At 61.6% G+C, this 22,626-nt stretch carries 13 protein-coding genes; 7 read left to right on the top strand and 6 right to left on the bottom strand.

Translation table 11 applies throughout. From position 1 onward, the window contains the following. Positions 1-126: 126 nt before the first annotated feature. The 4 genes from AC3A5O_RS16100 (at position 127) to AC3A5O_RS16085 (ending at position 2,438) form a co-directional block, all read left to right on the top strand. Entirely contained in the window at positions 127-909 is a 783-nt protein-coding gene (locus AC3A5O_RS16100; protein WP_122568828.1) for an aldolase, read from the top strand. Between the two features lie 19 nt (positions 910-928). Beyond that, positions 929-1,816, top strand: coding sequence for a dihydrodipicolinate synthase family protein (locus tag AC3A5O_RS16095; protein ID WP_122568829.1), 888 nt, complete (start codon positions 929-931; stop codon positions 1,814-1,816). Between the two features lie 78 nt (positions 1,817-1,894). After that, positions 1,895-2,155, top strand: a complete 261-nt coding sequence (locus AC3A5O_RS16090; protein ID WP_305469803.1) for a DUF2024 family protein — start codon at positions 1,895-1,897, stop codon at positions 2,153-2,155. Position 2,156: 1 nt separating this feature from the next. After that, on the top strand, positions 2,157-2,438 hold the full coding sequence (locus tag AC3A5O_RS16085) for a Rho-binding antiterminator (RefSeq protein WP_487753437.1): 282 nt from the start codon (positions 2,157-2,159) through the stop codon (positions 2,436-2,438). 235 nt (positions 2,439-2,673) lie between these two features. Here AC3A5O_RS16085 and AC3A5O_RS16080 read toward each other — a convergent pair whose 3' ends face one another. Further along, complete coding sequence (locus tag AC3A5O_RS16080) at positions 2,674-3,435, bottom strand: hypothetical protein (RefSeq protein WP_487753436.1); 762 nt, start codon at positions 3,433-3,435, stop codon at positions 2,674-2,676. 116 nt (positions 3,436-3,551) lie between these two features. Between AC3A5O_RS16080 and AC3A5O_RS16075 the strand changes: the two genes are divergently transcribed. Further along, positions 3,552-4,637, top strand: a complete 1,086-nt coding sequence (locus AC3A5O_RS16075) for a sensor domain-containing diguanylate cyclase (protein WP_122568833.1) — start codon at positions 3,552-3,554, stop codon at positions 4,635-4,637. On the opposite strand, the gene AC3A5O_RS16070 is transcribed toward AC3A5O_RS16075, so the two are convergent. The 5 genes from AC3A5O_RS16070 to AC3A5O_RS16050 all read right to left on the bottom strand — a co-directional run bounded on the left by AC3A5O_RS16070 (position 4,621) and on the right by AC3A5O_RS16050 (position 20,074). Further along, complete coding sequence (locus AC3A5O_RS16070) at positions 4,621-6,972, bottom strand: TonB-dependent receptor (RefSeq protein ID WP_487753435.1); 2,352 nt, start codon at positions 6,970-6,972, stop codon at positions 4,621-4,623. The two genes, AC3A5O_RS16075 and AC3A5O_RS16070, sit on opposite strands and share 17 nt — an antisense overlap. Position 6,973: 1 nt before the next feature. Next, positions 6,974-9,250 carry a hybrid sensor histidine kinase/response regulator gene (locus tag AC3A5O_RS16065; RefSeq protein ID WP_305482709.1) on the bottom strand — a complete coding sequence of 759 codons (2,277 nt, stop codon included), beginning with the start codon at positions 9,248-9,250 and terminating at the stop codon, positions 6,974-6,976. Positions 9,251-9,360: 110 nt separating this feature from the next. Next, positions 9,361-10,197 (bottom strand): response regulator transcription factor, encoded by an 837-nt coding sequence (locus AC3A5O_RS16060; RefSeq protein ID WP_487753434.1) that lies wholly within the window; start codon positions 10,195-10,197, stop codon positions 9,361-9,363. A 477-nt stretch (positions 10,198-10,674) separates the two neighbouring features. Continuing rightward, positions 10,675-12,339, bottom strand: coding sequence for a ShlB/FhaC/HecB family hemolysin secretion/activation protein (locus tag AC3A5O_RS16055; protein ID WP_205929661.1), 1,665 nt, complete (start codon positions 12,337-12,339; stop codon positions 10,675-10,677). 97 nt (positions 12,340-12,436) lie between these two features. Next, positions 12,437-20,074, bottom strand: a complete 7,638-nt coding sequence (locus tag AC3A5O_RS16050; RefSeq protein WP_487753433.1) for a two-partner secretion domain-containing protein — start codon at positions 20,072-20,074, stop codon at positions 12,437-12,439. A gap of 300 nt (positions 20,075-20,374) precedes the next feature. On the opposite strand from AC3A5O_RS16050, the gene AC3A5O_RS16045 reads away from it, so the two are divergent. After that, entirely contained in the window at positions 20,375-20,779 is a 405-nt protein-coding gene (locus AC3A5O_RS16045; protein WP_122568906.1) for a DUF488 domain-containing protein, read from the top strand. Between the two features lie 198 nt (positions 20,780-20,977). After that, positions 20,978-22,486 carry a hypothetical protein gene (locus tag AC3A5O_RS16040; RefSeq protein WP_487753476.1) on the top strand — a complete coding sequence of 503 codons (1,509 nt, stop codon included), beginning with the start codon at positions 20,978-20,980 and terminating at the stop codon, positions 22,484-22,486. The last annotated feature ends 140 nt before the right edge of the window (positions 22,487-22,626 follow it).

Genomic DNA, 22,626 nt, shown 5'->3' with positions numbered 1-22,626 from the left:
CGGACAATCTGCGATTGCAAATGACACTTTGTGTCATATAGTCTATTTAGTGTCATTAGCACCTCCATCCCACAGCTTCCATGACGCGGATCAAGAACGGTCAAAGAACGAATCAGGAGAACTGACATGAGCAAGACCCTGGCGACACCCAAGGACCAGCTGGTCCAACACGCTGTTAACCAGATGCAGAAAACCCTGCCGGATAATACGTGGACTGTACGACAAAAGCTGGCCCTGACCTGCCGAATCCTGTTCGAAAACGGCCACGACTCCGGCCTGGCCGGGCAGATTACCGCGCGCGGACCGCAACCCGGCACTTACTACACCCAGCAACTGGGCTTGGGCTTCGACGAGATCACCGCCGGCAATCTGCTGTTGATCAACGAGGACCTGGAGGTGCTGGAGGGCCACGGCATCCCCAACCCGGCCAACCGCTTTCACACCTGGGTCTACCGCGCCCGGCCGGATGTGAATTGCATCATCCACACCCACCCTACCCACATCGCCGCGCTGTCGATGCTGGAAGTGCCGCTGCAGATTTCCCACATGGACCTCTGCCCGCTGTACGAAGACTGCGCATTCCTGGAGGGCTGGCCGGGCGTGCCCGTGGGCAATGAGGAAGGCGAATTGATCGCCGGCGCCCTGGGTGACAAGCGCGCCATCCTGCTTTCCCACCATGGCCAGTTGTCGACCGGCGAGACCGTGGAAGAAGCCTGCAACATCGCCCAACTGATCGAACGCGCCGCGAAGCTGCAACTGCTGGCCATGGCCGCCGGCGAGGTGAAACCGATCCTGCCGCACCTGGGTCGCGAAGCCCACGACTGGATCGCCCGCCCCAAGCGTCACGCCGCCGCCTTCAACTACTACGCCCGGCAGAACCTGCGCCAACACGCCGATTGCCTGAACTGAATCCATTAGGAGCGAAGCCATGTCTACCCCCAACATCCACGGCATCATCGGATACACCATCACGCCCTTCTCCGCCGACGGCCAGAACTTGGACCTGGACGCACTGGGCCAATCCATCGACCGCCTGATCGACAGCGGCGTCCATGCCATCGCGCCCTTGGGCAGCACCGGCGAAGGCGCCTACCTGAGCGATGCGGAGTGGGACCAGGTCAGCGAGTTCAGCATTGCCCGCGTCGCCGGCCGGGTGCCGACCGTGGTCAGCGTGTCTGACCTGACCACCGCCAAAGCGGTCCGCCGCGCACGTTTTGCCCAGGCCCATGGCGCCGATGTGGTGATGGTGTTGCCGGCCTCTTACTGGAAGCTGAGCGAGGCGGAAATCCTCAGGCATTACCAGACCATCGGCGCCAGCATCGACCTGCCCATCATGCTTTACAACAACCCGGCCACCAGCGGCATCGACATGTCCGTGGAGCTGATCCTGCGGATTTTCAACGCAGTGGATAACGTCACCATGGTCAAAGAAAGTACCGGCGACATCCAGCGCATGCACAAGCTGCAACTGTTGGGCGAAGGCCAGGTGCCGTTCTACAACGGCTGCAACCCGCTGGCGCTGGAAGCCTTCGCCGCTGGGGCTAAGGGCTGGTGCACGGCAGCGCCGAACCTCATCCCGCAGCTTAACCTCGACCTGTACGCAGCGGTATTGGCCAACGACCTGAGCCAGGCGCGGGCGTTGTTCTATCGTCAATTGCCGCTGCTGGATTTCATCCTCAAGGGAGGCTTGCCCGCCACCATCAAGGCCGGTTTGCGCACCCTCGGCCTGGAAGTCGGCGACCCACGCTTGCCGGTCTTCCCGCTCGACGATGCGGGCAATAGCCGATTGCACGCCATGTTGAACGAACTGCTCTGATCCTTCCGGCCCTGGCGACTCGGCAGGTGGCGTCTGAAAACACACACCTGTTCGGTCGCCTTTGAACGAGAGACTTCAATGACCATCAAAGTCTATGACACGCACGTACGCACCCAAGACGGACGATACTTGCACTTCGACGTGCTGATCGACCGCAACGACCAGGAATTCGCCCAAGCCTGCGCGCGACGTTTCCTGGCCGAACAGGGCATCGAAGACCAGGACATCACCTTGAACGACTGCCGTTTCTGCCACGTCGAGCCAAGCAACCCCAAGGTAGTCGAGGCCATCGCCCGGCAAGGTTTTTTCATCCTGAAACTGCAAGGCTGCGAGGTTTGAAATGGATACCTATAAACCGTTGCACTGCGACCTGCATGACTATCTGGAAATCGCTTGCCTGTGCGGCTACACGCTGGACATCGAACTGACTGACGGCCAACGACTGACAGCCCAGGCGATCACCACGCGGACCGCTTCCACGCGGGAAGAGTTTCTCGAAGTCGAAACTACAGATGGCAGCCAGGAGATTCGCCTCGATCAGCTATTAGCAATTACGCCGCTAAATGAGAACGCCAGGTTTGGCCGGGTTGTGTTGACGGTGGGTGACCCGATTAGCCATTGAAATGGATCTAAGTTGTGCGGGGCGGGTTTTGTCCTAAGAAGCCGGCGCCGTTTTCACGCTCGCTGACTGACGCACCGCTATCGCGAGCAAGCTCGCTCCCACAAGGGGATGTTGCGCCTGGAACTCGATGGACATCCAGCTACCCTATGGCGAGGGAGCTTGCTCCCGCTGGGCTTCAGCAAAGGAGACGGATTATTTCAACAGGTGAAATAGATCTGTCCCCTTTCGTCGGTAACTAGGCTGGATAGGCTTCGTTAAACGCCAATGCAAAGTCTTCCGCCTTTGAAAAGAGCAGCATCTCCACGTCACCTATCTCGACATTGAGTTTTCGGGAGACATTCACCAACAACCCGATGTAGGTTGGGTAGACATCGGTCGTCGCAATTCGAAGCCAGCTCTGTTGCCGCGCCAGGGTCTTCAAGCGCGGCCAACATGCGTTGAGCTGCGTGTTTCGACCTGCCAAGTGCGGAAACCACAAGCGTTGCTCATCACCGTGAATCAGTTGCAGGACGTTCAGGGAAAATGAAACCCGCGCATCGAAGATGGCATGCTCGTTTGGATTCGAAAATGCCGCCACTTTCGACCATGAGGCGATTCCTTTGTGATTTGACGGCACTTGCCCCTGTGACACGGTCTGAACATAGCCTTGCATCGTTGCAGGTGCATTTCTTTTGACACCTCCCCAGACGCGCACCGCGTAGTCCGCAAGTGCCATCCGTTGTTCGGGTGACGAACCCCACTTTCGGGCGGCATGGCGCTTCAGTGCGTGTGTCTTTTCATACCAGTTCGAGCCACCAATCTCCCATTCAAACGAGTGGCGGACGAGCGCGGTATCAAACTTCCAAGTGTAGATTTGGGGAAGTGACGGCAGGTGCTGTGTGGCGTAAGAAAGCAGCGTATTTTCGAGAGAATGCATGAACGGGATCACGTGTTGAACGAGGCGGCCATGGTAATGGACTCCCAGTGTTCCTACACCCCACGCAAAAAAAATTTCCAATCCATCCCCTCCCGCAAAGCCCCCATCCGCTTCTGCAAACACCCCCACCCATCCCCACCTCGATAATGCCCTCCTCACTCACCCCTACCGCTACAACCGAGCACCGTGTACCCCCCATGAACCTACGCACCGTCATCCGGAGCTATTGCCTCAACTCCAAGCTCGCCACACATACCCTGACCCGCCTGCACAAGGCGCTGTCCTCCCTGGCCGGCTACCTGGCGCAGCAAGGCTTCGACTCCAATACATGGCCGACCACCCGTGACGAAGCCACGCTGGACCGTCGCCTCAATACCGTCTGCCCAGAACTGGCCGCCACCGTATTCAGCCACGCCCGCGAAGGCATCATCCTGGTCGACCCCTTCGGCCGGGTCATCGCCGTGAACGAGGCCTTCACCCGGCTCACCGGTTACGGGCAGGAAGAGATAGAGGGCCGCGAGCTGAACGCCCATCGCATGGTCCGTCGGCTCACAGCGTTTTATGCGCCGATGAAGAATGCGCTGGATTTTCACGGGCATTGGTCCGGCGAAATCCAAAGCAGCCACAAGGATGGTCGGGAGATGACGTCGCGGATCAGCGTCAGTGCGGTGCATGACCGGCACGGCAATGTTCAGCACTATGTGGCGCTGCTCGGCGACATGACGCAGATGAAGCAGCGGCTGCAGTTGCTGGAGCGTGATGCCCGGTATGACGCGCTTACGCAGTTGCCCAATCGGTTGTTGTTGGCCGAGCGGATGCGTCAGGCGTTGGGCAAGGCGCGTATTCATCAGCAGAAGGTGGCGATCGCGTTTATTGACCTGGATGGGTTCAAGGCGCTGAACGACAGTTATGGCCATGACTGGGGGGATCGGGTGTTGCAGATTGTCGCGGCGCGGATCAATGCGACGTTGCGTGAGGGCGATACGTTGGCGCGGCTGGGGGGTGATGAGTTTGTCGCGGGGCTGGTGGGGTTGCAGGCGGTGGAGGACAGCGAGCCGTTGCTCAAGCGGATGCTGGCGGCGGCGAATGCGCCGATTTTGATTGGTGCGCAGACGGTGGAGATTGCCGCGAGTATCGGGGTGGCGTTTTATCCTGAGCATGGGCATGAGGTCGATGGGTTGATCAGCAAAGCGGATCAGGCGATGTACCTGTCGAAAAAGGCCGGTGGGAATCGTTTGGCGTTTTGTCCGACGCGGTTTATTTCCCTCAATAGCGAAGCCTGACGGTGGTGCCGACGGTTCGTTCGCTGCCGGTCATGACGCCGTAGTCGCCGGCGCCGAGCAGTGAATACACGGCGGTGATGTACTGACGGTCGAAGACGTTGCGCACCCAGCCTTCCACTTCCCAGGCGCGGTCCTGGCTGCGCAGGCCCAGGCGCAGGTTGGTGAGGCCGTAGCTGGGTTGGTAGCTGCCTTCACCGCCTTCGAGGGTGCCGGAGTAGCCGGTGCGGAAGCTGTAGTCGATGCCGCTGAAGGCTTCCAAGCCGTAGGGCAGCGGGTGGGTATGGTCGAGGCCGCTGCTGAGGTTCCATTCCGGCGCGTTGTAGAGGCGCTCGCCGCTGAGGTCGCAGGTCCACTGGCCCGAGGCCGGTGGGCACGGGGCGTTGGGGAAGCTGCGGTAGCGCGCATCGCTCCAGGCCAGGCCCAGGCGTCCGGTGAGTCGGGGGGTGAGTTGCCAGGCGGAATCGAGTTCGATGCCCCGTAGGCGGACTTTGCCGACGTTGATCAGGTTGTCCCGCAGCGGTGGTGCGAACAGCGATGTCGGCGGGCTGTAGGTGAGCGCTTGGTAGTTGTCGACGTCGGTCTGGTAGACGGCGAGGTCGAGCAATGCGCGCTCGTCCCAGAAGCGCGTTTTCATGCCCAGTTCCAGGGACGTGGCGCGCTCCGGCTCGAAGGTGGGTGCGGTGAACGGGCCGACCACATCGAAGTTGATGCCGCCGGCCTTGTAACCCCGCGACCAGCTGACGTAACCCATCACCGCATCGCTGAAGCGGTAGCTGGCGCTGAGGAGGCTGGAGACGTTGTTTTCTTTAATCGAATCCTCGCGGTAGTAACCGCCACCGAGGGCGATGTCGCGCAGCAATTGCCCACCGGCCTGGAACACCGGGGGCAAGCCGGTCAGCGGGGCGAGGTTGCTGGCGTCACGGGAGATCCAGGCGTCCTTGCGCTCCTGGCTGTAGCGCAGGCCGCCGGTGAGTTCCAGCGGGTCAATCGGGCGCCAGGAAAGCTGGCCGAAAATGGCTCGGCTGTCGCCCTTCTGTTCGCCGTCATAGCGTTGCCGGGCGCCGTCCAGCAGCATGGCCGGCACCTGCCTTGGATCGGTGAAGGTGATGCCATAGAGTTTTTTCAATTGCTCCAGTTGATCGCCGACGAACCAGGGCGCGGCGTCCTTGCCGAATTCGGTGTCGATCCTGCGGTCGAGCTGTTGGCGCAGGTAGTAGAGCCCGCCGACATAGTCGATGGACGAACCGGCCGTGCCGGACAGGCGCCATTCCTGGCTAAACTGGCGGTGGCCCAGTTCGGTTTCGGATTGGATCACCGACAGCGCGGTACTGTCGGTGTCGCGAGTGGCGCGGTAGTCCCAGTCGCGGTAGGCGGTGATGCTGGTGAAGCGCATGGCCTCGTCCAGGTCCCAATTCAATTCCAGTGAGACACCGTTCTGCAGGGTTTGCGGATGTCCCGGCGCGTCTATGCGGGACTCGCGTTTGTAGGGGTCGGGCTCGGCCAGCGGATAGCCGAAAAATTTGGCGCGCTTGCGGGTTTGTTCGCTGTAGTGATTGACCAGCAGCACGTTGCCGGCTTCGTTTTGCTCGGCATAGTCAGCGATGAGGCGGGCGCTGAAATCGGTGTTCGGCGTCCACAATAATTGGCCGCGCAGGCCTTGGCTGTCGGCGTCGCCGAGGCGGGCGCCGTCGTGCAGGTTTTCCACTGCGCCATCGGTGGCGCTGTCGAAGACATTGAGTCGCCCGGCGAGCACGTCATCTTGCAGCGGGCCGGAAATCGTCCCGCGATATTCCCGCAAACCGCGTTCGCCGTAGCTGGCTTCGAGGTTGGCTTCGGGCTGGAACGTGGGCTGGCGGGTGATGATGTTCAGCGCGCCGGCGGTGGTGTTCTTGCCGAACAAGGTGCCTTGCGGCCCGCGCAGCACTTCGATGCGCTCGATGTCCATCAACTCGGTGAAAGCCATGCCCTGGCGCGCCTGGTAGACGCCATCGACGTAGGTGCCGACGCTGCCTTCCAGGCCATCGTTGTAGGCGGTGGCGCCGAAGCCGCGCAGGCCGAAGCCGGCGTAGCGGGCGTCGTGGCCGGAAACGATCAAGCCGGGCACGCGTTGTTGGATGTCTTGCAGCCGATGCAGGCCGGCCTCATCCAGTTGATCGCCGTAGAGGACGTTGATCGGGATCGGCACGTTTTGCGGGTCTTCCTCGCGACGCCGAGCGGTGACGGTGGTTGCGTCGAGCGTGAGGGCGCTGGGCGCCGCTTGTTCGGCCTGGACCGACGCCCAAGGCAGTGCCGAAAGGCTGCCGAGCAAGAGCAGTCGGTAACCTAAAACCTGCATGCTAGAACTCCCGAGCCAATGCGCGACGCGTGGTGTCCGGGCAAGCCAGAGCCTTGACGCACGCCAGCAATTCGCGGCTGTCGGCGGGCTTGAGCAGCACTGCGTCGAAGGTGAGATCCTTCGGATAACCCTCCGGCCTGCGTGGCGGGACCGCTGAGTAAAGCATCACGGGCAGATGCTCCCAACGCTCGCGCACGTGGCGCAGCAGTTCCCAGCCATCCATGCCGGGCATCATCTGGTCGCTGATCAGCAGGTCGACCGATTGTTCAGCCAGGCAGGCCAAGGCGTCTTCACCATTCGCCGCCATGCTCACGTCGAAACCGTAGCCGGCCAGCAGGTCATAGAGCCATTCACTGTTTTGCTCGATGTCGTCCACCAACAGAACGTGTTTGCCCTGGCCGTTGAGCGGCGTGACGTTGTTGTCGACGATGCCGATTTCGAGGTCGTGCTCCTCGGCGTATTTCAGTTGCAGGCGAAAACTGAAGTGGCTGCCCTGCTCCGTGGCTTGGGGTTCGAGTCGGCTGTCCATGCGCTCCAGCAGTTGCGTGACGATGGACAAACCCAGCCCGCTGCCTTCATAGCGTTGGGCATTGCGGCCGCGGCGGAACGGTTGCAGCAGTTGTTCGAACTCTTGCGGGTCGATGCCGATGCCGGTGTCGATCACGCTGAAACGCAGTTCCACGCTGTCAGCCGTCGCCCCGGGACAGGCGCTCACTTCGAAACTGATCTGGCCGTGGCGGGTGAATTTCGCCGCGTTCGCCAAAAGGTTCATGAGGACCTGCCGAAGGCGTTTGAAATCGGCCTCGACCAGTGGCGGCAGGTCATCGGCAAGAACCGCCTCGAACGTATTGCCCTGGCGCGCGGCGAGAAAGCCCGCCTCGTCTGCGATCTCTTTGAGAAAACCGTACAGGTAGCCCGGCGCGAGGGTCAGTTGCATCTGCTCCAGCTCGCCACGGGAGAACTCGAGCATTTCGTCGATCAGCTCCAGTTGCTGGCGGGCGTTGCGCTCGATGGTCGCTTGATAATCGCGGTTGGGCCCGGCGTGCAACAGGCGCGCGTAGTCGATGATGCGCACCAGCGGCGAGCGCAGGTCGTGACTGATCCGTGCCATCAACGCACTGCGGGCCGCCAGGGATTCGCGCAATTGCACCGTGCGCAGCGCCACGGTGCTTTCCAGGCGCTCGTGCTCGGCCTGGCGTTGTTGTTCGAGGGTGGACAGGGCGTTTTTTTCACGGTTGCGGCTGCGGGCGACTTCCATGATCAATGTGCACACCAGCAACACCACGCCCGGCAAGGTCGACGATAGGTTGTTTCTGCTTTGCGGCGACTGCCAGGGCAGTTGTTCTTGCGGGAAGAAAATCCGCATCAGCAATTGCCCAACCAATAGCGCCGGCACCAGCCACGCCATCCAGTGGTAAGTGAGCCTTCTGCGCCAAGCCATGAATAGCGTGGCGAACAGCGCGCCATAAAAACTGAACAGGGACAGTTGGACGATCTGCGCGCCCTGGACCGGATCGACCTTGAGCCACCAGAGTCGGCCGAAGACACAGCCCAACAGCGGCACCCAATAGCTCCAGCCGATGACTTGGGGCAGCCGGGAAACCTGCAACAGCACGCGGAAGTAGGCCAGGAACAGCACGAACGAGATCGCGCTGGAACAGACCAGCAGCTCGCGCGTCCAGCCCAGCGCGCTGGGCCAGTAGATCAAGTAGCCGTTGATGATGCAGGTCAGCAGGATGTAGCTGAGGACCGCGCCCGCGTTCACCGTGAGCAGTCGGGAGCGCAGGATCCGGCCGACGATGAAGCCGAACGGGACGACCAGCAGGACAATGCCGAGGGTCAGTCCGTCGCTCAGGTAAGTCTGTTGCTGACTGCGCAGCAGCACCGGCTCGGACCACAGTTCCGGTTCCAGCAACATCTGGAAATTGCTCGCCACGCGGACGAACACCGTAACGCTCTCCCCTGCCGCCAGCGAGACCGGGAAGGCCGGCTGACGTGCCGCCGGTTGGGGCCATTCGGCCAAGGGATAGGCGGCTCCGGCGTGGGCGTCATGCCCCGGTTGGTAGACGCGGATGTCTTCCAGGCGCGGCGCCCCGATCACCAGCAGGCGTGAACACGCCACAGCACTTGAGTTGGTGAGCGGCACTTTCAACCAGAAGGCGGATCGGCTGTAGCCCTGGGTCGGCCAGCTTGAGGTGGCGGGGTTGAAATGCGTGTCGGGCAGTTGGGCGACGTCTTCCAGGCTCAGGCTGGCCTGGGTGTCTTCGAAAACTTGCATCGCGGGCATCAAGTCCTGGTGGTCAGCCCGGCAGATATCCACAGGCGCGGCGTGCAGCGAGCCTGTGGATAACAACGCTATCGTCAGCAATAAAAACGGTAGGAGCCGCATCAGGCGCGCCCGGCCGACTCGGTTTCAGCGATGCCCAGGGTCTGCTGGCGAAACTGACTGGGTGTCATGCCGATGCGCTGTCGAAAGGCCGTGGTGAAATTGCAGGCGTTGCGAAAGCCCACCAGTTCGGCGACGTCCTGCACGCTCATGGCGCTTTCACAGAGCAAATCCTGGCCACGCCGCAAACGGGCGTCGCGAATGTAGGCGAACACGGTCATCCCCAGGTGTTCGCGAAAAATGGCGGTGAGGCGTTTTTCATGGGTGCCGACTTTTTGCGCGAGCATGCCCAGGGACGGCATGTCGTCCAGCTGGTTTTCGATCAGTCGCATCGCCGCGCGCAGCACGATCTCATCGCCTTGGGGCTCCGGATCGGCCGGGCTTTCATGGACGGTCGGTGGCGCGCGCCAGGTCAATTGCAGGTGGATCTTGATACGCGCCAGCACTTCTTCGGGGGCGCAGGATTTGGGAATGTAGTCCACCGCGCCCACGGTCAGCCCTTCCAGGCGCTCCAAGGAAGTATTGGCCGACGACAGGAACAGGATCGGGACATGCCGGGTGGCCGGCGCCTCGCGCAATAGCCGGCAGAGGCTGAAACCGTCCATTTGCGGCATGTGCACATCCAGGACGATGAGGTCCGGGCGCAGGGCCAGTGCGCGTTGATAGCCTTGATAGGCGTCGCTGGCCAGGGAAATGCGCCAGGGCTGTGATTTCAACAGAACGAGCGTGGCGCGGATGTCTTCGGGGACATCGTCGATCAGCAGAATATGCGGCAACAGCTCGGACGCCGCCACGCCCCCCGCCGTCGCTGCTTGCCTTTCGTATCGTCCGTTGTCCATTCGCCAGGTCTCTTGTTGTGTTTAGCCAGGTCACTGTCGCGAAATTGCCAGGCAAGGAATCACATATCGGGCCGGCAACAAGTCGATATAGCGGCAGGTAGAGCGAGAACTGAAGCTATCAAATTTTTAATGGGCGATAAACGGTCGTTCCGCCTGTGGCGTCCACAGTGGCGGGATGTTATCGGCGGGGCGCAGCGGCGTATGGCGAGGGATATTGGACAAGAGGTGGCCGTGCCTGGAAAAGCCCAGGCGAGCCCATTTGATAGCGGATGGCCAAAGTGGTTAAAGCCGTTCACTTAACCGTGGCGAGGGAGCTTGCTCCCGCTGGGCTGCGAAGCGGCCCCAAAACCAGGCAGCTCGGTGTGCCAGGAAGATTGAGTTCGCTGCTTTAGGGCTGCTGCGCAGCCCAGCGGGAGCAAGCTCCCTCGCCACGGGTTTTGTGTACAGCATTACAACCGTCAGCTGGCCTTGAAGCAGTTAGAACTGGTAACCGATCTGAGCGAGCAATTGAGGGTTTTCCTGGCGGGTATCGCTCTGCGCTTCACCGCCGGAGTGGCGCCACGCGACCGTTGCATCGAACGAAATCTGGCCGTATTGAGCACGTAACCCCACACCGCCGCCGGAGATGCTGCGGGTATTTTCCTCATCGGCCCACTCGTTGTGGTTGATGCGCACTTTACCGGCATCCCAGAACAGGTAAGGCGTGAGTTTGTCGATCGGGTAGCGAAGTTCGATCTGGGTCAGCATGCCTTCGTCGCCCGAGGCTTCGCTTTGGGGATAAGCGCGCACGCCATCAATGCCGCCGAGGCTGAAATCTTCGGAAGAGTCCAGGTTGTCATTGCTCCATTGGCCGAGGACGCGGGCGAAGAGCGTGAAGTTGGCGGGCAGCGCTTGCAGACGGGCAAGGTCGACGTTCACTTTGCTGAACTGGCCCTCGGTCTGGGCAGTCTGGCGATCGCCCTCGCGCAGGGCCGAATCCAGCTTCAGGTCACCGTAGGTCAGCGTCGCGCCGCCGTAGGTGATGCCGCCGCCGAACAAGGTGTCTCTCACATCGAATTGCAAACTGATGGGCAGCGTGTTGCTGCTTTTTTCAAAGCTGAGGCCAAGCACTTCGTACTTATCCTCAAGGTCCTTGTGTTGGTATTGCCCGGCCAACATGACGTTCGCCTGGTTGCTGCGCAGGAGCGGATAACTCAGGCCGATGCTGCTGACCTCGGCGGTGCCGGTTGCCCCCAGGTCGGCGAATTCGGCGCCCAGGTCATAAGCGCTTTGGGCGTAACCCACGTTGCCGCGCAGGCCAGACGTGCCCAATGGCATCGAGTAGCCGAGGCTACCGAAATACAGTTCCTCATCGGTCGCCATCACCGCGGCGCTGAGCCTGTCGCCCAGCATTAACGGGCTGTTCCAGTCACCTTGTACCGTCAGGCGGTTGCGCCCCGAATAGCGGTTGCCATGGTTGTCCAGCGTGGCCTTGCCCTCAAAGGCCTCGGTTTTGCTCACTTTGGCATCAAGATCGCCCGTACCGAGCGCCTCACCCGGCCGGATAACCGGGCGAACAGCCACGCCCGGCAAGTCAGACAGTACCAATATGCTGCGCTCCAGCCGGTCACGCTCGATCACCTCGCCCGGCTTCAAGTCGTCCAGGAAGGGCTGCGCCTGCGCAGCCAGTTTCGCATCGTCGGTGGCAGCGGTGACTTTCCCATAACGGCCTTCAATGACCGCAATGGTCAGCTCGCCGTTGGCCATGCGCTGGGCCGGCAAGTAGGCACGGGCAAACGGGTAGCCTTGCTCGCGGTAGTAAAGCGTGACCTGCCGGGCCACTTCCCGCAGCTCATCCAGGTCAAGGGCCTGACCGATGGCCGGGGCGACGACGCGTTGCAGGCTGGCCTCGTCGATGCGGGTGTTGTCGGTGAACCGGACGGCGTTGAGCTGGACTTTGGCGCCGCCGACTTTTTCCTGGGCCGGTTGCGGTGCCTCTACATCCAGGCGAATGCTTTGCGGCAGCTCCTGCTGAGGAATCGGCAGTTCCTGCAAGATACGGCCGGCGTCGGGGATCGGGCGTGTCGGCAGGGTCGCCGCCCAGGCCTGGGAGGTGGACAACAACGCCAGACCAGCGGCGCAGGACATCAGTTTGTTATGCATTGGATAAGTCTCGAATAATGCGGGTTGCCTGAGCCCATGACCGCGTCCGGGGACGCGGCCAAGGGGCTCCTTCAAATGAAAAGGTGGATGTCAGGGATCAGGGACGCATGGCCAGACTCGGCAAGCGCACACCACCGCGCACCACGAATACGGTCTGCGGCGGGTAGGCCGCACAGGCGCTTCCACCCGATACACCGCCATCGGCGCAGACGTTCCCGGCCAGTTCCCGCTCGCTGTCGGCGCTCTCGGCCTGGGCAGCCGAATCGCCGTCGCCATTGCCAGCGCCGTTCGCACGATTACCGCCCTGGTCCACCAGCAACAAACCACCGTCGTCGACCCCGTAGTCAGACCAGTCAGCCGGTTTCGGCTGGGCCGGGTTGAGCTCCGGCGCATGCGGCGAAGTCACCTGCGCGCCGACGCGGGTTGCATCGGCGACGCTCTGCCGGACGGCGTCGTAATCAACGGACGGCGTCACGGTCAGGTTGGCGTTGGCCGGGTTGCTCACGATCAGGTAACCCAGGTCAGCCAGCCCGCCGATGTTGATCAGGTGCGAGCCCGGGCCTTGCGTCCCAACCGAGTACAGTGGGTTGCCGAGCATCTGCTTGGTGTCGCCGTTCCACAGACCATTGGCGTCATAACCGGCTATACCGCCACCGTTGAACGTGGTTTGGCCATCGAATGGCTTGGTCTGGGTGGTCGAACCGTTCGTGGACACCACCAGGACGGGTTGCTCGCGGTACACAGCATGAACGCCGGTGCTGCCCAATGCCCTGCCGAAATTGCTCTGCTGCTCGTCACTGTTGTAGCGGAAATTGCCGCTGCCACTGCCGACCACATCCACCACGCGGGTGCTGCCAGCGAGGCTACCGGTGTAGATCACCGCCCGGCCGCCGGCGCCGGTGGACACCGTCACGCCCGCGCCAGCCTTCACGTCGCCGCCCGCAGCCACGCCCGCCGAAGCGGATTGACCGGCGTTGAGCACGATCGCATCGGAGGCGTTGCTGGTGGTGCTGACGTTCTCGGCCAGGGTGATGTTACCGGTGGTCGTCACCACTTGGACTTTGCCGGTGTTGCCAATGCCGACGATCTGATCCAGCTGGGTGCCGTCCAGTGCCGTCTCGGTCAGCCTGCCGACGGTGACGTCACTGCGGTTGACGAAGCTGACATCCTTCGCGCGGCTGGCGATATCGCCGACCCAGTTGCTGGCGTTGCGCAGGTCGAAATTACCGCCCTTGAGCGCCAGGCCATCGGCGGTGATAGCGCCCTTGGCGTTTTGAGTGGTCTTGCCATCGATGTTGAGGAACACGTTGCCACTGGTGGCCAGCGCTTCGTTGATCGCCAGGTTGCCTTGGGTGCCGATGCTCACATCGCCAGTGTTGTTCACACCGGTGGTGGTCTTGATCAGGTTGCCGTTGCCATCGGTTTCAGTCAGCGTGCCGACCTTGAGGTTGCCGGTGTTGTTGAACGCGACCTTGCCCGCCTTGCTGGCGATATCACCCACCACGTTGCCGTTGTTGCGCAACTCGAAGTCGCCACCGTTGAGGGCCAGGCCGTCGGCGGTGATATTGCCCTTCGCGTTCTGGGTGGTCTTGCCATCGACGTTAAGGAACACGTTGCCGCTGGTGCCCAGGGCTTCGTTGATCGCCAGGTTGCCTTGGGTTCCGATGCTGACGTCGCCGGTGTTGTTCACGCCGGTGGTGGTCTTGACCAGGTTACCGTTGCCATCGGTTTCGGTCAGCCTGCCGACCTTCAGGTTGCCAGTGTTGTTGAACGCAACCTTGCCCGCCTTGCTGGCGATATCACCCACCACGTTGCCATTGTTGCGCAACTCGAAGTCGCCACCGTTGAGGGCCAAACCGTCAGCGGTGATGTTGCCTTTGGCGTTTTGGCTGGTCTTGCCATCAACGTTGAGGAACACGTTGCCGCTGGTGGCCAGCCCTTCGTTGATCGCCAGATCCCCGACGGTGCCAATGCTCACGTCGCCGGTGTTGTTCACGCCGGTGGTGGTCTTGACCAGGTTGCCGTTGCCATCGGTTTCAGTCAGCGTGCCGACCTTCAGATTACCGGTGTTGTTGAACGCAACCTTGCCCGCCTCGCTGGCGATGTCGCCCACCACGTTGCCTTTGTTGCGCAACTCGAAGTCGCCGCCGTTGAGGGCCAAACCGTCAGCCGTGATGTTGCCCTTGGCATTTTGGGTGGTCTTGCCGTCGACATTGAGGAACACGTTGCCGCTGGTGGCCAGCCCTTCGTTGATCGCCAGATCCCCGACGGTGCCAATGCTCACGTCGCCGGTGTTGTTCACGCCGGTGGTGGTCTTGACCACGTTACCGTTGCCATCGGTTTCGGTCAGCGTGCCGACCTTGAGGTTGCCGGTGTTGTTGAACGCAACCTTGCCCGCCTCACTGGCAATATCGCCGACCACGTTGCCGTTGTTGCGCAACTCGAAGTCGCCGCCGTTGAGGGCCAAGCCATCGGCGGTGATGTTGCCGTTGCTGTCCTGGGTGGTCTTGCCATCGACGTTGAGGAAGACGTTGCCGCTGGTTGCCAGCCCTTCGTTGATCGCCAGGTTGCCCTCGGTGCCGATGCTGACGTCGCCGGTGTTGTTCACGCCGGTGGTGGTCTTGATCAGGTTGCCGTCGCCATCGGTTTCAGTCAGCGTGCCGACCTTCAGATTACCGGTGTTGTTGAACGCAACCTTGCCTGCCTCGCTGGCGATGTCGCCCACCACGTTGCCTTTGTTGCGCAACTCGAAGTCGCCGCCGTTGAGGGCCAAACCGTCAGCGGTGATGTTGCCCTTGGCATTTTGGGTGGTCTTGCCGTCGACGTTGAGGAACACGTTGCCGCTGGTGGCCAGCCCTTCGTTGATCGCCAGATCCCCGACGGTGCCAATGCTGACGTCGCCGGTGTTGTTCACACCGGTGGTGGTCTTGACCACGTTGCCGTTGCCATCGGTTTCAGTCAGCGTGCCGACCTTCAGGTTGCCGGTGTTGTTGAACGCGACCTTGCCCGCCTCGCTGGCGATGTCACCCACCACGTTGCCGTTGTTGCGCAACTCGAAGTCGCCGCCGTTGAGGGCCAGGCCGTCGGCGGTGATGTTTCCGTTGCCGTCCTGAGTGGTCTTGCCATCAACGTTGAGGAACACGTTGCCGCTGGTAGCCAGCCCTTCGTTGATCGCCAGATCCCCGACGGTGCCAATGCTCACGTCGCCGGTATTGTTCACGCCGGTGGTGGTCTTGACCACGTTGCCGTCGCCATCGGTTTCAGTCAGCGTGCCGACCTTCAGGTTGCCAGTGTTGTTGAACGCAACCTTGCCCGCCTCGCTGGCAATGTCGCCGACCACGTTGCCGTTGTTGCGCAACTCGAAATCGCCGCCATTGAGGGCCAAACCGTCAGCAATGATGTTGCCCTTGGCATTTTGGGTGGTCTTGCCATCAACATTGAGGAACACGTTGCCGCTGGTCGCCAGCCCTTCGTTGATCGCCAGATTGCCTTGGGTGCCGATGCTCACATCGCCGGTGTTGTTCACGCCGGTGATGGTTGTCTGGGTGCCGTCGGCATGGGTCGCGGTCAGCGAGCCCACCTTGAGGTCCCCACTGTTGTTGAACTGGACTTTGCCCGCCTCGCTGGCGATATCGCCAATCACGTTGCCGGTGTTGCCCAGCGCATAATTGCCGCCCAGCAGCACCAGGCCGCTGGCATCGAGCTTGGCGCCGGCGTCGCCGGACTGAGTGGTTTTGCCCGCCACCTCCAGAGTGATGATGTCGTCGGCACGGGTTTGCCCCTGACTGACGTCATCGCGTGGGCCATTTTCGATGGTGATGCCTTTTGCCAACGTCAGGTCGTGATCGGTTTTCAGGGTGACCGCCTCATCGGACGTAATCCCCACGGTGCCGTCCACGACGCCCACCGTCAGGTTGCCGTTGCCGGTGAATTTCAGGCTGCCGACATCAGCAGCGATGACGCCTACGTCATGCCCACCGTTGCCCAGATTGAAATCACCTTCACCGCGCAGGGCCAGCTCGTCTGCGGTGATGGTCGCGCCCGTTGCCTGGGTCGCACCTTTGCCCGCGTCGACGCTCAGGGTCAGGCCCTTGCCGGTCGCGCCGTCTTCGTCGGTGCCCTCAGGATCCTTGAGCGCAAGATCGCCCAGCAGGTCCAGGACGCCGTTGGCGATCAAGGCCAGATCGTCCTTGAACGTCGCGCCTTCATCGTCGACGGTGATGTTGCGCGTCTTGTCGTTGCCGATGGTGACCTTGTCGAAGCCATCCTGGATATTGGCCAGGTCAGCGTCGGACAGCACCAACGGATCGTTAGGCCCAGTCACTTCCGGGTCATCGCTGCCGCCCAGGTGAATATCCAGGCCATCGGTCTTCTGTTTCAGGGTGAGACTGCCGCCACCGGCAACGCTCGCGGCGAGATCGATTTCGTCGGCGCTCAGGCTGGTATCGCCTTGGGTGAGCAAGGCCTGGCCGACCGTGAGTTTATCCGCGACCAGGTTCAGGTCGCCGGTCTGGGTCATGCCGGCGACCGGCACGCCTTGGGGGTTTGCCGGGGTCTGGCTATCGGGAATGGTCACCACGCCGACGGTCAGGTCATCGACATCGGCAAAGCTGACCGTGCCGGTGTCGCTGGCGATCGTGTTGACGTCGTTGGCCGCGTCGTCGAGGTCATGAACGGCGCCATCCCCCAGCAGCACCAGGCCATCGGCGACAATGGCACCGCCGGCGGTCTGGTCGATCTTGCCGCCATTGCTTTGCAACGCCAGGACCGGCGCCGGTTTGTTGTCATCGTTACCGGTGCCCGGTGCGTCCGCCACGGTCAGTTGGTCATTGATGTGGATGTTGCCGGTACCGGCATCGAGGATAAGGTTGTCGTTGATCCGGGTCGCTTCGATGATGCTGATATCACCGGTCATGTCCGTGCCGCCAATCTTGACCGAGGTAAACCCATCGCCCAAGGCGTTGATGTCGGTGCCGGTCAGTTCCAACGAACCAGGGGCATCGCCGGTGCTGCCGCCCACGGCAATGTTTTTGCTCGGGGTGTTGGTCTCGAGGGCAATTGAACCGTTGCCGGTGACGCTGCCGGCGCCGCCGTTGAAGTTGATGTCGTCGGCCTTGATGGCCAGGTTGTTGTCGGTACTGTTGAGGCTGCCGTTGAAGGTGATGGAACTGCCTTGCAGGCCCTTGCTGCCCGAGGTGTTGGTCTTGATGTTGTCGACGTACAGCGAGCCACCGACCTGCTTGCCCGCGGTCTGGTCGAAACTGCCCGAGACGAACACGAACTTGTACGTGCCGGCCCTATCAGCCGTTGCCGTATGGGTTTGCCAATTCACCGCGCCGGTACCGTTACCCGTTTCGTTCAGGATGATTTGGTATTCGCCGGTGTTGACGTTCAACAGATAGCCGAAGACATCGTAGGTATCGCCGCCCGCGACCGGTTTGTAATCGAAACTGACCGATTCCCCCGCCGCCAGGGAGACCGTGCCCTCACTCACCACCGAAGGGCCGCGCATGATGCAGCCGGCGGGTGCGTTGAGGCAGTTGGAGTTGTTCTCGGTACCCAGCAGCAGCGCAGCGCCGCCGTCTTTGCCCTGGCCAGCAGCGGCGACCGGGGTGAGGGGTTTGTAGTTCATGTCGCCTTGGTCGCCAGGCGAAACGCTCGGCGCATTGCCATTGGTTGGCGAAGTTGTCGGCAACGTCGGGTCATCCGGCGACACCACGCCCTCCACCACGGTGACGCCGGTGAAGAACTGGGCGATGGACGTCTTCCATCCGACCAGGCCGTTTTCGAAGTCGGCGTTCAAGAACTGCGAAGTGCCCAGTTCAACGGCACCGGTGTAGACCTGCTCGCCGCTGGTGAAGACTTTCGCGCCGTTGATAAACGTCTTGCCGGCGCCGCTGGTGGTCGCGTACAGAGCACCCAGCGCACTGTTACCGCCGACCATGTCGCTGAAGATGATCGAGCCCGAACCGGCGTCGACGCGCAGTTGGCGATTGTTGGCCACCGCATCGGAATCCACCACGCCGGCAAACACGACGTTGCCACCGTTGCTCTTCAAACTGACGTCGGTGTTCAGCGCCATCTTGCCGTTGAAGATCAACGCCAGGCTGTTGCCGTTGCCCGCGCCACTGGCGTCGATGTCACCGTTGAGGAAAATATTGCCGAAGACGTAGCGGCCCGTTCCAACGTCGTTGTGTCCGGACTGCAAGGTCAGCGTCCGCTCGCCGCTGATGCTCGTCGGGGTGTAGTCGCCGTTCCAGTGGATGCTGTTGTCGGCCTTGATCGCCACATCGGTGCCGCCGGCCAGGGCCGTATCGATTGCGTTGAAGCCAACCGTGGCGTCTGTGCCATTGGTGCCGCCCGTCAACCCTCCGTTACCCGGCCCCACCGTGACGCTGTCCGGATCGAGCAACCACAAGCCGCCCTTGCCGTTTTTGGCTGAAGCATCGGCGGCTTTGCTCACCGCCAGCTTGGCGCCGCTGGTCTCGATCTTGCCGCCGTCGCCGCCCTTGGCACCGCCGGTGGCTTTCAGCGTGCCGTCCACGCGGGTCACGCTGCCCGGCTTCTTGACGTCGGACCAGGCCACCACGGTGCCGCCCTTGCCGTTGTCGGTCGCCGACGCATCGAGCACGGCACCAGCGGCAATGGTGGTCTGGCTGGCCTGTTTGATCGCAGGATCCTTGCCTTGCCAGCTCCCGCCCACATAAATCTCACCGCCGCCCTTGGCCCCGGTGGCGTCGAGCTCAGCGCCGCCCTTGATCGCCACACGATCCCCGGTCACGACGATCTTGCCGCCCTTGCCGGTATCGGAGGACACATCGATACGCCCAGCAACTTGCACACCGCCCTGGTCGCCCATCAACGTGACCAGGCCGTTTTCACCGATATCCAGGGAACGGGCTTCGATCAAACCGGTGTTGTTGATGACGGTACTCGCCAGGGTTTCCGCGGCACGAGCGGTCAGCAGGATTCTGCCGGCGTCGGCACGAATGGCGCCGCCGTTTTCGATCAACGCTTGGAGCGCGCCTTCTTTGACTTCCAGCTGCACCGGCCCGCCCAAGTCGAGCGTCACGACACGACCGGCGCCCAGCAGCACATTGCCCTTGTGCGCGGTGATGTTGCCTTCGTTGACGATTTTTGCCGCGATCAGGGCAATGGTGCCGCCCTGTGCGGCATTGATGTTGCCCTGGTTGACCACCGAGGCGGCGCTGTCGCCACTGAAACGGTAGTTGCCGGCGAGGAAATCTTCTGTGGATAGGTTGAGCGTGGAGGCCACCAGACCGCCGACATCAACCTGCGCGCTGGGGGTAAACAGCACGCCGTTGGGGTTGACCAGGAACACTTTGCCGTTGGCTTTCAGTGCACCCTGGATCACCGACACATCCGAGCCCAACACACGGTTCAACGCGACGGACGCCGCGCCAGGCTGGAAGAACTGGACGGTGTTGCCTTTGCCGATGGAAAAGCTCTGCCAGTCAATGGCGAGCTTATCGCTGCCCTGATGAATGGCCATGTTGTTGCCGTTCTGATGAACGCTGCCGTTACCCGCCACGATATTGCCGCCGGAAGGCAACCCTCCCGCCGCGGCGACCGAGGCGAAGACGCCACTGCCCACGCCGATGACGAGGCTGAGGGATTGACGGCTTTTGTCTTTGCCTTGGCTTTTGACCAACTCGGATGCCACCTGCCACGCGCCCATCACGGCATTCCAGACGACTCGGTAAACTCTATTCATTTTTGTTCACTCATCCTTAATACGGCGGGCCGTGCCATGACGACCAGGCGGTTCGCTGTCGACAAATCAAATGGAAAAGCGCATCCGGACGGATTGCGGCTCGAAAATCCCACAGTGCTCCGCGCCATCATCTCTGCGACTTACGCAGCGCGCTTTTGCTTGAGCGCCTAGGGCTTTTGATTGAAGGGATCCGATGAATTTTTTTTTACGATGGGTGAGTGAAGTGCGGCGGATGAATCCTGGTCGCCTCGTCGTGGGCGACCTATGCTCAGGCGGTCTCACTTCGACAGGCAGGCTTCGATGATCCAGTGCAAACGCGCCTATGAAACAGCGAGCGCCGAGGATGGCGTACGGGTTCTGGTGGACCGCTTGTGGCCGCGCAATTGCCGCAAGGATGCGCTGGCGATTACGGAGTGGCTGCCGGAGGTCGGGCCTTCTCATGAGTTGCGCAAGGCGTTCAAGGCGGGGACGGTTTCGTTTGCCGAGTTCAGTGGGGCGTACCGGCGAGAGCTGGCGGGACGGCCGGAGCATTGGTGGAAGCTGGTGGATATTGCGCGCAATGGGACGCTGACGTTGGTGTATGCGGCCAAGTCGACGGTTGAAAATAATGCGGTGGTGTTGGCGCAGTGGTTGGAGGATGAGGTGGAGAAACGGGCGGACGCGAGTTCACCGGTTTGTTATTTGTCTGAGTTTCCGGAGCGTTGAGTCACTGAACTACCTATGGGAGCGAGCTTGCTCGCGATAGCGGTAAACCAGCCGCCATTGAGGTTGCCTGACCTGGCCCTATCGCGAGCAAGCTCGCTCCCACAATGGTCTGTGCCCGGCCAGGGGACGGTGGTTGTCTTTTTGGGAGGGTGTGCGGCTAAGATGGCGCGCAGAGAAACCACAAGGAAGACAGGCGTGATGCAATCGCAATTCGATCCGTTGGTTCATATCGATTGGAAAACACCGGGCGGCGATTTGCTCGGGCTGTTGCAGCACTACTATCCCGACGTCGGTGTGTTTGCCGGCCCGGGGTTCGAGGCGTTGTTGGATGAGCTGTCCAACGAGATGCCCGAGGTCTGCTTCGAGGCGCTGGCGCCGGTGTTGGCCGGTCAGGGTTATGACTTGTGGAACCTGGATGCCGGTGGCGATGATTATCGGCCGGTGATTGTCCCGGTCGGCCAGCGCGAGGCGTTTGCCCAGCATTGGCAAGCCCAGCGCGGCGAGCCGAGGTTTACGGCGAGCTTGATCGAGCCGCCGAAACCTGCCGCCGTCGAACGCAAACCGGCCAAACCCAAGCGCGGCAAAGTGAAGTGGCTGCAGGAAGTCCATGACTACCCCGGCGCCACCTATGTGCATGAGTACAACTACCGCAACGGTTGGGCCGCCATCACTGAGCAGGACGAAGACCAGTGGCTGTGCTTTCTGATCGACTACAACCAATGGCCGCCCGCTGAGCAGGACATGCTCGAACACCGCACCGATGGCGTGGACGGTGCGGACTTGCAGCTCATCGATGCCGATGCCCAGCGCAGCCTGTGGAAACGTCGGGTCATACGCGGTGATTACAGTGCAGACGACCGCTACCAGTACGAAATTCGGCAAGGCGATGAGATCGCGGCGTTCGGGCCTGCCGGGGTGCAATGGCCGGAGTTTGAACAGCCCTGCGTGGTGATGGGCTCGGAGATATTCGAACGTCAGCGCCTCTATGAACCTGAGCATTTGACACGGATCTGGCGGATCACGGCAGACAGCAGCGAGGTGATTTTCGAGTTTGCGGATGAACTGACGATCCTGCCCATCGGCCCGCGCCGCTTGTTGTTCATGCAGCACAACGGCCCGAAGTGCTGGGTCTGGCATCAAGACGCGCCGCACCAGGCCATCGTCGCCAAACCGATGCCCGCTGAGGCCTATAAGCTGCGGACGTCAACCGCGTACCTGGGGGGTGATGAGGTTTTGCTGTTCAGCGAAGGCGCGCGGCAGAACGTTGAGCATTCGGGTTATCAGGAAACCGTGCTGTTGGCCTGGCGCTTCAACTTCATGACCGGAGCCAAGACGAAGGCGACGCTGGACGGTTTCGGCAGTGAACTGCGCCAGGACACACGCCTGCTCGTCACCCAGCCCAAGCAAGTCATCACGTTGCGCACCTTTCATGGGCAACTTCATGTGTCCCGGGGGCATGGGGCTTGGTGGGTGTGGACTTACCGCGCCAACACCTTTGGCACACAGACGCTGGCGTGGTTTTGGAATCAAGAGAGTCATGAGGTGGTGAAGCTGTCGACCAAGGACATTGCGCGGGTCAAGCCGGATGTCCGTTATGTGCCGGCGCAGGATCGCTACCTGGCGTTTGAGACGGAGTTTGTGGCGCGCTTGCCGGGGTTTAGCGAGATGGTTGAGGCCAAGGGAAGTGAGGTTTTGGTTTTTGAGTGAGGTGGTTTTGCCCCGCCACGATCCTTCGAGCACACAAGTCCCTTGTGGCGAGGGGATTTATCCCCGCTCGGCTGCGCCGCAGTCGTAAAACCTGCCGACGCCGTTTTTCCTGGTGCACCGCGGTGGATGGGTTTGGGGCT

It is taken from the genome of Pseudomonas sp. Soil_N_39 (genome assembly GCF_057655955.1).
This window is presented reverse-complemented; position numbering and strand designations above follow the sequence as displayed.

Excerpts from the sequence above, each read along its gene's own strand:
- AC3A5O_RS16100 (WP_122568828.1), top strand. The coding sequence starts at position 127 with ATGAGCAAGACCCTGGCGACACCCAAGGACCAGCTGGTCCAACACGCT.
- AC3A5O_RS16095 (WP_122568829.1), top strand. The coding sequence starts at position 929 with ATGTCTACCCCCAACATCCACGGCATCATCGGATACACCATCACGCCC.
- AC3A5O_RS16090 (WP_305469803.1), top strand. The coding sequence starts at position 1,895 with ATGACCATCAAAGTCTATGACACGCACGTACGCACCCAAGACGGACGA.
- AC3A5O_RS16085 (WP_487753437.1), top strand. The coding sequence starts at position 2,157 with ATGGATACCTATAAACCGTTGCACTGCGACCTGCATGACTATCTGGAA.
- AC3A5O_RS16075 (WP_122568833.1), top strand. The coding sequence starts at position 3,552 with ATGAACCTACGCACCGTCATCCGGAGCTATTGCCTCAACTCCAAGCTC.
- AC3A5O_RS16070 (WP_487753435.1), bottom strand. The coding sequence starts at position 6,972 with ATGCAGGTTTTAGGTTACCGACTGCTCTTGCTCGGCAGCCTTTCGGCA.
- AC3A5O_RS16065 (WP_305482709.1), bottom strand. The coding sequence starts at position 9,250 with ATGCAAGTTTTCGAAGACACCCAGGCCAGCCTGAGCCTGGAAGACGTC.
- AC3A5O_RS16060 (WP_487753434.1), bottom strand. The coding sequence starts at position 10,197 with ATGGACAACGGACGATACGAAAGGCAAGCAGCGACGGCGGGGGGCGTG.
- AC3A5O_RS16055 (WP_205929661.1), bottom strand. The coding sequence starts at position 12,339 with ATGCATAACAAACTGATGTCCTGCGCCGCTGGTCTGGCGTTGTTGTCC.
- AC3A5O_RS16050 (WP_487753433.1), bottom strand. The coding sequence starts at position 20,074 with ATGAATAGAGTTTACCGAGTCGTCTGGAATGCCGTGATGGGCGCGTGG.
- AC3A5O_RS16045 (WP_122568906.1), top strand. The coding sequence starts at position 20,375 with ATGATCCAGTGCAAACGCGCCTATGAAACAGCGAGCGCCGAGGATGGC.
- AC3A5O_RS16040 (WP_487753476.1), top strand. The coding sequence starts at position 20,978 with ATGCAATCGCAATTCGATCCGTTGGTTCATATCGATTGGAAAACACCG.